Raw genomic sequence first — 9395 nt, 5'->3', positions numbered from 1 at the left:
AGCACAATGTACTGAAAGTCGAGACCACCAAAAAGTAGTGACACGACATATTTGGCAGGAATATCTTGAAGAAGCTGATCATCTTCGACACCACGAAGATGTAAAACCCATTTATGCGAAACGCAAAGAAACAATTGAACGAGTATTCGCTGATGGAAAAGAAAAGCATGGCATGCGTTGGACAACGTTAAGGGGACTTAAAAAATTGTCGATGCAGGCGATGCTTACTTTCGCTGCCATGAATTTAAAAAAACTTGCCAACTGGACATGGCAAGTTCCCCAAACAGTATAAATATTGACCTCTGAGAGGTCTGCCACAAATAAAAATTGCTTGATATCCTAGAAAAAAGCAAAAAGGGGTTCGGAATGCGACCATTCCGAACCCCTTTTGTCTACAGTCTGACGGTCTCTCAATAAAATGAGAGACCGTTTTTGATGTTTAATTATTAGTGATGTTCGTGTGCAACAGGTTCGTTTGGAATGACTTTAGAAATTACAAACAATAACAATGCAACACCAACTGAAACGATTGCGCCTAGTGTAAAGTCAAAAGGTACACCATTTACAGAACTAACAACATAGTTAAGCAATGTGATCAATAGAAAAGACCAAATAAATGTAAAGACAAATTTCACGTGGTTTCACCTCTAAACAGACTATTTAATGACTTTATCATACCATACGAATCTTTATTGAAAAAGAATCTTTTCAAAATGAACGCGTATATTTGGCGAAGTCGTGGCGGACGGTTGTCAAATGACCTTGAATTCGTTATTATTATTACCAGGTACTAATAATTGATAACAAACGAAATGAGGTTGTCTCATGAATGCTGGAATAGTAGGTTTAGGTAGATATATTCCTGAACAAATCGTTACCAATTTTGATTTAGAGAAAAGAATGGATACAACCGATGAGTGGATTCGCACTCGAACTGGTATAGAAGAAAGACGATTTGCTGGTGACGACGTCAATACGTCCGATATGGCATATGAAGCGGCGAAGGATGCAATTCATGATGCAGGAATCCGTGCGGATCAAATTGGATTAATTTTAGTGGCAACTGTCACTCCCGATAAACCGTTTCCAAGCGTATCAACCATGATTCAAGAGCGTTTAGGGGCTACCCATGCGGCAGCTATGGATATTTCAGCTGCTTGTGCTGGTTTTATGTATGGTGTGATTACGGCAAAGCAATTTGTCGAATCAGGGACTTATCCGTATGTTTTAGTCGTGGGTGTAGAAAAACTTTCAAAGATTACGAACTTCGAAGATCGCAATACAGCTGTCTTGTTTGGAGACGGGGCTGGAGCTGCAGTTATTGGTCATGTTTCTGAAGGAAGAGGGATTTTATCATTTGAGCTTGGAGCGGATGGTTCAGGTGGAAAGCATTTGTATCAAGAAGGACCTTATCTTGAAATGAATGGTCGAGAAGTGTTTAAATTTGCGGTTCGCCAAATGGGTGAGTCTGCAGAAAATGTGATAACAAAAGCGGGACTTTCTAAAGATGAGGTTGATTTCTTAGTGCCTCACCAAGCAAATATTCGAATTATGGAATCATCACGTCAACGATTAGGCTTACCTGAAGAGAAAATGTCGAAAACCATTAATCAGTTTGGGAACACATCTGCTGCATCGATTCCGATTTCATTGAAAGAAGAAGTATTAAATGGCAAGATTTCGGACGATGATGTGATTGTCATGGTTGGGTTCGGCGGCGGATTAACATGGGGCGCTATTGCCATGCGTTGGGGTAAATAAAACGTAATGTATACGTATAGCTTATTGATGAGGGGAGAACGATTATCATGACAAAACGTCGTGTTGTAATAACAGGAATAGGTGCAGTTACGCCTTTAGGTAATGATATCGAGACAACTTGGGCTGGGATCAAAGAAGGACGCTCAGGTATTGGTCCAATGACGCGAGTGAATGCGGATGACTTTCCAGCTAAAGTAGCTGCTGAAGTAAAAGATTTTGATATTGAATCGTATATTGAAAAGAAGGATGCACGTAAAATGGACCGTTTTACTCATTTTGCTTTAGCGGCTTCGATTATGGCTGTTAAAGATGCGGAGCTTGAAATTACACCCGAACTTGGCCTTCGTACAGGTGTATGGATTGGTTCAGGTATCGGTGGAATGGAGACGTACGAACAGCAATTCCGTACGTTCCTTGATAGAGGATACCGTCGCGTAAGTCCATTCTTTGTTCCAATGATGATTCCTGATATGGCAGCTGGTCAAGTATCGATTCACTTCGGTGCAAAAGCGATGAATTCTTGTACCGTAACGGCATGTGCTTCTGGTACGAATTCGCTTGGTGATGCTTTTAAAGTTATCGAACGTGGAGAAGCAGACGTGATGATTTCAGGTGGAGCAGAAGCGCCAATTACGAATATGTCTGTAGCAGGATTCTGTGCGAATACAGCTCTGACGTTAAATCAAGACCCTAAAACAGCATCTCGTCCATTCGATGCAAATCGCGATGGATTTGTCATTGGCGAAGGTTCGGGTATTTTGATTTTAGAAGAATACGAACACGCGAAAGCACGTGGAGCTAAAATGTATGCCGAAATTGTTGGCTATGGTTCAACAGGTGACGCCCATCATATTACCGCTCCCGCTCCAGAAGGGGAAGGTGCAGCACGTGCAATGAAACAAGCAATTGAAGGTGCAGGAATCGATCCTTCTCAAATTGACTATATCAATGCACATGGAACAAGCACACCGTACAATGATCAATTCGAAACATTAGCTGTAAAATCTGTATTTGGTGATCATGCCAATAAACTCGCAATGAGTTCTACGAAGTCGATGACAGGCCATTTACTTGGTGCGGCAGGTGGAATTGAAGCAATTTTCACAGCTCTGGCGATTCATGAAGGAATTATGCCACCAACAATGAATTTAGAAAATCCAGATCCAATTTGTGATTTAGATTATGTGGCAAATGATGCTCGTCCAAAAGATATAGAGTATGCGATGAGCAATTCACTTGGATTCGGTGGTCATAATGCAAGTTTAGTTTTCAAAAAAATATAGTTTTCTAAAATCTCCTCTTTTAGAGGGGATTTTTTTTGGAATAAATTAACGCATCAAGAAATAACATTTCAAAAATTACCTTTAACTGAAAAAAAAGAACTTTCAATAAACTCTACAAACGTTGGTAGTAAAGGTTTTTGAGGAAAATAGTCTTTACATAATTAGCGAATATTAGGAAATTTGCAAAATTTATATTGCGGTTGTAATAATTCTGTAATAGAATTTAAAACTAGGTAAACAATTAACAGAATAATTTAAATTTTAAAAAGAGTACAAGTTTCATAACATCTAAGTATATGCATGAGAGGAGTAATCATTTGAATCCGACTCAAGATCTTTTAACGATTAACGATCTACATACTGGTTTCCGAGTAAAAGATACATATTTTAATGCAGTAGATGGCGTTTCGATTCATTTAAAGAAAAATGAAATCTTAGCCATTGTTGGAGAATCAGGATGTGGTAAAAGTACGTTAGCAACATCAATCATCGGACTCCACGATCCAAACAACACCAAAATTTCTGGTGAAATCCAATTTAAAGGTCTTAACTTAGCCAAATTAACGGATGACAAACTTAATAAAGTCCGTGGGAATGACATCGGAATGATCTTCCAAGACCCATTGTCTGCATTAAATCCATTAATGCGAATAGGAGATCAAATCGCAGAGGCATTGATTTATCATACGAAGTTGTCAAAATCAGAGCGATCTCATCGTGTGATTGAACTGCTAAATCAAGTGGGAATTCCTAAACCGGAACGAGTAGTAAGACAATTTCCTCATCAACTTTCAGGTGGTATGCGTCAACGTGTGATCATCGCCATTGCTATTTCTTGTAAGCCATCCATTATTATCGCAGACGAACCAACGACTGCCTTAGATGTAACTATTCAAGCTCAGATTTTAGATCTTCTAAAAGACTTACAAGCTGAGACTGAGTCTGGCATTATTTTAATCACGCATGACCTTGGTGTCGTTGCTGAAGTTGCAGACCGTGTTGCGGTTATGTATGCAGGACAAGTAATTGAAGAAGCACCTGTTGATGAATTGTTCAACAATCCTGTCCATCCTTACACTAGATCATTATTAAACTCAATTCCACAAACACATAGTGATAACGAAAAATTAGAAGTCATTCAAGGCATAGTGCCATCATTGGTTAACTTACCGCGAGATGGTTGCCGCTTTGCTCCTCGGATTCCTTGGATTCCAGCTGAGGCACATGAAAAAGAACCACAACTTCACGAGATAGCACCAGGACATTTTGTACGATGTACCTGCTGGAACCACTTTCACTTTGAAGGTGAAGAAGGGGGAAGCTTGACATGAGTTTTATGGAAATAAAAGATTTACGCGTCCATTATCCTGTACGCGGTGGCTTCTTTAATACAATCGTTGACCATGTTCATGCTGTTGACGGTATTAATATGGAATTCGAAAAAGGGAAGACATATGGTTTAGTTGGTGAATCTGGTTGTGGAAAATCCACAACAGGTAAAGCCATTATCGGACTTGAAAAAATAACATCAGGACAAATCATATACGAAGGAAAAAACGTGACGAATCAACGTCGTCAACGTAACTCTTCTTACAATCGGGATATTCAAATGATTTTCCAAGATGCTCACTCAAGTTTAAATCCACGAAAACGTGTTCAAGATATCTTGTCTGAACCAATTCGTAATTTCTTGCGTCTGTCAGATTTAGAAGAGCGCAGAAAAATTAATGAATTGTTAGCAATCGTTGGAATGCCTGAAGATGCAAAATTGAAATATCCGCATGAATTCTCGGGTGGCCAAAAGCAACGTATCGGTATTGCACGAGCAATCGCAACTAATCCGAAATTGATTATTGCAGATGAACCTGTATCGGCACTAGATTTATCCGTTCAAGCACAGGTGTTGAATTTCTTGAAAGATATTCAAGATGAATTGGGATTGAGCTACTTGTTCATTTCACATGATCTTGGAGTTGTGAAACATATGTGTGACCATATTTCGATTATGTATAAAGGGCGATTTGTCGAATCGGGATCTAAAAAAGATATTTATCAAAATCCGCAACATATATACACGAAACGTCTATTGTCCGCTATTCCAAACATAGAGCCAGAAAGTCGTGTGGAACGTAAGATAGAGCGCATTAATGTAGAAAAGAATTATCAACTTGATCACCATCAGTATTTTGATTCAAACGGTCGGGTTTATGATCTTCAATCTATTTCGGATACGCATGCTGTTGCGAAGACGGACAAGGTAGAGGGGGTCATATAAGATGTGGAAAACAATTTTTCGTCGTGTATTAGTCATGATTCCTCAATTATTTGTATTAAGTTTATTAATATTCATAATGGCAAAGCAAATGCCAGGTGATCCATTTACGGGAATGATTACACCTGAAACTGATCCAGCTCGTATAGAACAATTACGTGAGCAAGCAGGATTCTACGATCCTTGGTACGTTCAATATGCTAAATGGATGGGAAATGCATTCCAAGGTGATTTTGGTAAAAGTTACACATATAAAGTACAAGTAGCCGACTTAATTGGTGACCGTGCAATGAATACATTGTGGTTGTCCTTACTAAGTGCATTCTTACTGTATTTAATTGCCGTTCCATTAGGGGTTCTTGCTGGGCGATACCAGAATACATTTTTAGATAAAACCGTTGTTCTATATAGTTTTATCAGTTATGCAATTCCAGTATTCGTATTGGCATTAATATTCCTCTTCTTCTTTGGATACAAACTGCAATGGTTCCCTACGAGCGGAACGGTAGATATCAAATATGAAAATGGTTCCTTAAGTTATCTTTGGAGTAAAATTTATCATATTTTATTACCAGCATTAACTGCAGCCGTTTTAGGCACAACAGGGGTTATTCAATATTTAAGAACAGAAGTAATTGATTCGAAGTCTGCGGATTATGTTCGTACGGCTCGTAGTAAAGGAATTCCTTTGAATAAAGTATATTCGGGACATATTTTCCGAAATTCATTATTGCCGATTGCTGCTTTCTTAGGATTTACAATCACAGGTTTACTTACGGGTTCCATCTTTATTGAAACAATATTCGCATATCCTGGAATGGGTCAACTATTCATTAATTCCATTGCTGGACGTGATTATAGTGTAATTACTGCTTTGGTTATGCTGTATGGATTCTTAACATTATTAGGCAGTCTATTATCTGACATTATTATGAGCATTGTAGATCCACGAATCAGGATAGATTGATGAAAATAATGGTTAAGGAGAGTGTACATACATGAAAGAGCAGACAGAAAATGTAGTGATTCAATCTGAACATCCAGAAAGCTCTCCGCCGACTGGATTTCAAGTTATCATGCGTGAATTCAAAAAAGATAAACTCGCAATGTTTTCACTTATCGCACTGATTATCGTGATTTTAGGAATCTATATATGGGCTATGTTTATTGATCAACAAGAAATGATGCGTGTTAGTTTAAGAGATAAGTTCGCAGAGCCGGGTGAGAAATTCCTGCTTGGTGCCGATCAAGGTGGACGAGATATTTTAGGGCAATTAATTATTGGAGCTCGAAATTCGATTTCTATTGCAATCGCAGTAACACTTTTGACAGGTGCAGTTGGTCTAATTATTGGATTAACTACCGGATACTTTGGCGGTTGGATTGACAATATCTTTATGAGAATTATTGATTTCTTCATAACGATTCCATCATTGATGATCATTATCGTTTTTGTAACAATCGTACCAAAATATAATATTCCAATTTTCGTATTAATTCTCAGCGTATTTATTTGGCCAGGTACAGCTCGTCTAATCCGAAGCAAAGCACTATCTGAAAGTCGAAGAGACTATGTCAATGCCTCGAAAACAATGGGTACAAGCGATGCGACCATTATTTTCGGGAAAATGATGCCAAATCTGAGTTCGATCATTATTGTTGATCTTACTCTATCCTTTGCGGGGAATGTAGGAATTGAAACAGGTCTTTCTTATTTAGGATTTGGTTTACCACCTTCAACTCCGAGTTTAGGAACTTTGGTAAGTTATGCAAATAACCCACTCGTTTTACAAGATAAGTGGTGGGTATGGCTACCAGCATCGTTATTAATACTTTTATTAATGTTAGGCATCAACTACGTGGGTCAAGCGATTCGCCGATCTGCAGATGCGAAGCAACGCTTAGGGTAATCCCTAATTATAATTGGTATTAAACGGTTACCGTTTGATATATAGAACAAGAGATAAAAAAGGAGGAAAAGGAATGAACAAAAAGTTTTGGTCGTTATTAGCATTACTTTTAGCTTTCATACTTGTACTTGGTGCATGTAATGGAGAAAGTACAAATGATGGAGACGATGCTCCAAAAGACAATGAAGATGATGGTGATACTGAAGAAGTTGTTGATACTGCAAGTTTCCCATTGAATGTTGAAAATGAAGGAGATGTTATTGAAGGAGGTACTTTAAAAGTAGCTCTAGTAAATGACTCACCTTTCCAAGGTATTTTTAACTCAGTTCTATATGAAGATGCGTATGATGCAGACATTATGCAATTCGCTAGTAACGCAATTTTTGAAACAGATGGTGACTTCCTATTAACAAACGAAGGAATCGCTGGTATGGAAGTTGATCAAGATAATAATAAAGTAACAATCACAATCAAAGACGGTATTAAATGGTCTGATGGTGAGCCACTTAAAATTGAAGATTTAATTCAGCCGTACTTAATTATCGGTTCTCCAGACTACACAGGAGTACGTTACGATGCTGATTTCCAAAACATCGTAGGTGCTGTTGAGTACAATGCGGGTACAGCTGATACAATTTCTGGTTTAAAGAAAGTGGATGAAAAGACTTTAGAAATTTCATTCAATAAATTATCTCCAGCTATTTTCAGTGGTGGAGATGGACTTTGGTTCTACGCTGAACCAAGCCATATTTTAAAAGATATTCCAGTAGCAGATTTACTTGAATCAGATGCAGTTCGTAAAAATATCGTTACTTTAGGTGCTTTCAAGTTTGATAAAATCGTACCTGGTGAATCAGTACAATTCGTGAAAAACGAAAACTACTGGAAAGGTGCTCCAAAACTTGATAGTGTTTTAGTGAAAACAGTTCCTTCATCATCAATCTCTGTTGCATTACAAACAGGGGAATATCATATGACAGCTAACACATTCAGCACAGACAAGTATTTAGAAATCAAAGACTTTGACAACCTAACTGTACTTGGCCGTAATGAACTTTACTACCAATACATTGGTTTCAAACTTGGTAAATACGACATGGATAAGAGCGAAGTTGTAATGGATCCAAATGCTAAAATGGGCGACGTTAAACTTCGTCAAGCAATGGGTTACGCAATTGACGTAGAACAAGTTTCTGAAGTGTATTACAACAATTTACGTGAACGTGCAACATCTCTAATTCCACCAGTATTCCAATCATTCTATGATGATTCATTAGAAGGCTACACATATGATGTAGATAAAGCTAATGCATTATTAGACGAAGCTGGATATGAGGACGTTGATGGTGACGGACTTCGTGAAGACAAAGATGGCAAGCCACTTGAAATTAAATTCGCTACAATGTCTGGTGGAGATATCGCTGAAGATATCGCATCATTCTACATGCAAAACTGGAAAGACGTTGGTTTAAATGTAACTCTTACAACAGGTCGTACAATCGAATTCAATAGCTTCTACGATAAAGTTCAAGCTGATGATCCAGAAATCGATATCTTCATGGCTGCATGGGGTACAGGTACTAACCCGTCTCCATCAGGTCTATATTCAAAATCTGCACAATATAATTTCAGCCGTTACACTTCTGAGAAGTTAGAAGAGCTTTTAGCTGCTATCGACTCTCCAGACGCTTTCGATCCTGAATTCCGTGCAGGTAAATTCCGTGAATGGCAAGAATATATGTCTGAAAATGCACCAATCATTCCAACTCAATACCGTTTAGAATTACGTCCAGTTAACAAAGCTGTTAAGAACTACGATATCGACTACGCTTCAAACTTTGACTGGAACGAAGTATCATTAATTTCTGAAGACCCTGCTAAATCTTCTAAATAATTAATTGATAACAAAAAGACTCATCCTTTAATTAGGGTGAGTCTTTTTCTATGGCAATCTAGCGTTAGTCAATGGATATGGTGGATGACACATAAAGAATCGTTTTTAACTATAGATGGTTGTGGGGCACTACATTTTGACAATGATTGAGGAGCTTTTCCCCCTAATTTCTCTGTCTCATACCATAAAACATTTAGAGCCAATTTCTTCTTACTCAGAGATATGGAGCAAAACCGCGTAGACTCCTGCGGGAAAAGCGAAGTGTCGAAATCCAC

General features: G+C 38.2%; 9 protein-coding genes. 8 read left to right on the top strand and 1 reads right to left on the bottom strand.

What is annotated here, in order from left to right:
- Nucleotides 1-292 (top strand): transposase (locus tag AC3EA5_RS15105; protein WP_488609072.1); only part of this gene is annotated, 292 nt, incomplete at its 5' end.
- Nucleotides 293-446: 154 nt separating this feature from the next.
- Here AC3EA5_RS15105 and AC3EA5_RS15100 read toward each other — a convergent pair.
- Complete coding sequence (locus tag AC3EA5_RS15100) at nt 447-635, bottom strand: YjzD family protein (protein WP_394188702.1); 189 nt, start codon at nt 633-635, stop codon at nt 447-449.
- Between the two features lie 190 nt (nt 636-825).
- Between AC3EA5_RS15100 and AC3EA5_RS15095 the strand changes: the two genes are divergently transcribed.
- From AC3EA5_RS15095 to AC3EA5_RS15065, 7 genes are all read left to right on the top strand, one after another.
- A complete protein-coding gene (locus tag AC3EA5_RS15095; protein ID WP_488609083.1) occupies nt 826-1761 on the top strand; it encodes a beta-ketoacyl-ACP synthase III in 936 nt (311 codons plus the stop codon).
- 47 nt (nt 1762-1808) lie between these two features.
- The gene (gene fabF, locus AC3EA5_RS15090; RefSeq protein ID WP_488609082.1) at nt 1809-3044 is read left to right on the top strand and encodes a beta-ketoacyl-ACP synthase II; all 1236 of its coding nucleotides are present in this window, start codon (nt 1809-1811) and stop codon (nt 3042-3044) included.
- A gap of 317 nt (nt 3045-3361) precedes the next feature.
- Nucleotides 3362-4375, top strand: a complete 1014-nt coding sequence (locus tag AC3EA5_RS15085; RefSeq protein ID WP_488609081.1) for an ABC transporter ATP-binding protein — start codon at nt 3362-3364, stop codon at nt 4373-4375.
- Nucleotides 4372-5319, top strand: a complete 948-nt coding sequence (locus AC3EA5_RS15080; protein ID WP_394188698.1) for an ABC transporter ATP-binding protein — start codon at nt 4372-4374, stop codon at nt 5317-5319. The genes AC3EA5_RS15085 and AC3EA5_RS15080 overlap by 4 nt, the downstream gene beginning before the upstream one ends.
- Nucleotide 5320: 1 nt before the next feature.
- Entirely contained in the window at nt 5321-6283 is a 963-nt protein-coding gene (opp4B, locus tag AC3EA5_RS15075; protein WP_488609080.1) for an oligopeptide ABC transporter permease, read from the top strand.
- A 31-nt stretch (nt 6284-6314) separates the two neighbouring features.
- Entirely contained in the window at nt 6315-7226 is a 912-nt protein-coding gene (locus AC3EA5_RS15070) for an ABC transporter permease (RefSeq protein WP_488609079.1), read from the top strand.
- Between the two features lie 73 nt (nt 7227-7299).
- Nucleotides 7300-9120, top strand: coding sequence for an oligopeptide ABC transporter substrate-binding protein (locus AC3EA5_RS15065; protein WP_488609078.1), 1821 nt, complete (start codon nt 7300-7302; stop codon nt 9118-9120).
- Nucleotides 9121-9395: the final 275 nt, after the last annotated feature.

The sequence above is a fragment of the Paenisporosarcina sp. genome, from assembly GCF_057785155.1.
The sequence above is the reverse complement of the archived record's forward strand: the minus strand, read 5'-3'. Positions and strand labels throughout refer to the sequence as shown.